General features: G+C 63.8%; 3 protein-coding genes. All 3 read left to right on the forward strand.

Annotated elements, in window-relative coordinates:
* Positions 1-685: asparagine synthase C-terminal domain-containing protein (locus EN925_RS35375; RefSeq protein WP_164894641.1), on the forward strand; the 685-nt coding region annotated here is incomplete at its 5' end.
* A 23-nt stretch (positions 686-708) separates the two neighbouring features.
* Positions 709-975 (forward strand): acyl carrier protein, encoded by a 267-nt coding sequence (locus EN925_RS35380; protein ID WP_013525356.1) that lies wholly within the window; start codon positions 709-711, stop codon positions 973-975.
* 26 nt (positions 976-1,001) lie between these two features.
* Positions 1,002-1,512 (forward strand): AMP-binding protein (locus tag EN925_RS35385; RefSeq protein ID WP_164894642.1); only part of this gene is annotated, 511 nt, incomplete at its 3' end.

A 1,512-nucleotide genomic window follows, 5' to 3' on the forward strand; every position in this document is an offset into this window, starting at 1 on the left:
CTCCTTCTTCGGGGCTAGCGGCGCGACGCTTGACGATCCGCTGTTCTCCCATCGGCCGAGGTTCGACGGCACGGCGGCGACGAAGCTGTTCTACTCGGGCGATCTGCGTGCCACATTGTCCGGATATGACGCCGCCGAGGAGCTCGCCGCGCGGCTGCCCGAGGCGTTCGCCCGCTGGCATCCCTTGCATCAGGCGCAATATCTGGAAGCCCGCTTCCTTCTCCCTGGCTATATCCTGTCCAGCCAGGGCGACCGCATGGCGATGGCCCACGGCATCGAGGGCCGCTTTCCCTTCCTCGACCATCATCTGGTCGAGTTTGCCGCCGGCCTTCCTCCCGAGATGAAGCTGAAGGGGCTCGTGGAGAAGCATATTCTGCGGGAGGCGACCAAAGACCTGCTGCCGGCCGCCATCGGCCGGCGGACCAAGCAGCCCTATCGCGCACCGGATAGCCAGTCCTTCGTTGGGCCGGGCACGAGGGACTATGTCCAGTCGGCCCTGGGCGACGCCGCAGTCAGCGCCGGCGGGCTCTTCAATCCGAAGGCAGTGGCAAAACTACATGAGAAATGCAGCCGCCAGCCGGCCTCCGGCTTTCGCGACAACGCGGCCTTTGTCGGCATCCTGTCGACGCAGCTGTGGCTGACGACTTTCACCGGCACAGGCATTTGCAACGCAAAGGCCGCCTGACACCACCAAGGAAAGCGAACGACATGACCGATACGATCCAAGACGCAGTGAAGGCCTTTGTCATCGAGAACTTCCTGTTCGGCGACACCACCCACGCCCTCGCCGATACGGACTCGCTGATCGAGAACGGCATCATCGATTCGACCGGCGTTCTGGAACTGGTGGCCTTTATCGAGGACCATTGCGGAATCACAGTTGCGGACGCCGATATCGTGCCGGCCAACCTCGATTCACTGGCGCGCATCACGGCCTTCATCACAGCGAAGACCGCATCGCTCGTCGCGGCGTGACGGCTGGCAGCGGAAGGCCCGAGCTCATGCGGGTCGAGCAATTCCTCATCACGAACGCGGCCGCGCATGGCGCGAAGACGGCGCTTGTCACCGACCGGGAGCGGTTGCGCTATGACGAGCTCGACGATCTGTCGAACCGGCTTGCGACCGCTCTCGCCGAGAATGGCGTGCAGCGCGGCGACCGCGTTCTCGTCTTCATGGACAATTGCTGGGAAGCCGCCGTCTCGATCTTCGCGGTTCTCAAGGCGGGCGCGACCTTCAGCCCGATCAACGCCTCCACCAAGGCCGACAAGCTCGCTTATGTCATCGACGATTGCGAGGCTGCGGCGATCCTGACTCAGGCCAAGCTGATGCCTGTCGTGATCCAGGCGCGTGCGCTGTCGGACCGGCCGTTCTTCGTCGCGTCTACGCAAGCGCCATCCAGCCATACGCCGGATGGCGCTGCCTCCTTCGAGGATTGTCTCAAGGTCGCGCCCGTGCCCATTCGCCATGGCGGGATCGATATCGACCTCGCCATGCTGATCTACACCTCGGGCT

The sequence above is a fragment of the Mesorhizobium sp. M7A.F.Ca.US.006.04.2.1 genome (assembly GCF_004022915.1).
GTDB lineage: Bacteria > Pseudomonadota > Alphaproteobacteria > Rhizobiales > Rhizobiaceae > Mesorhizobium > Mesorhizobium ciceri.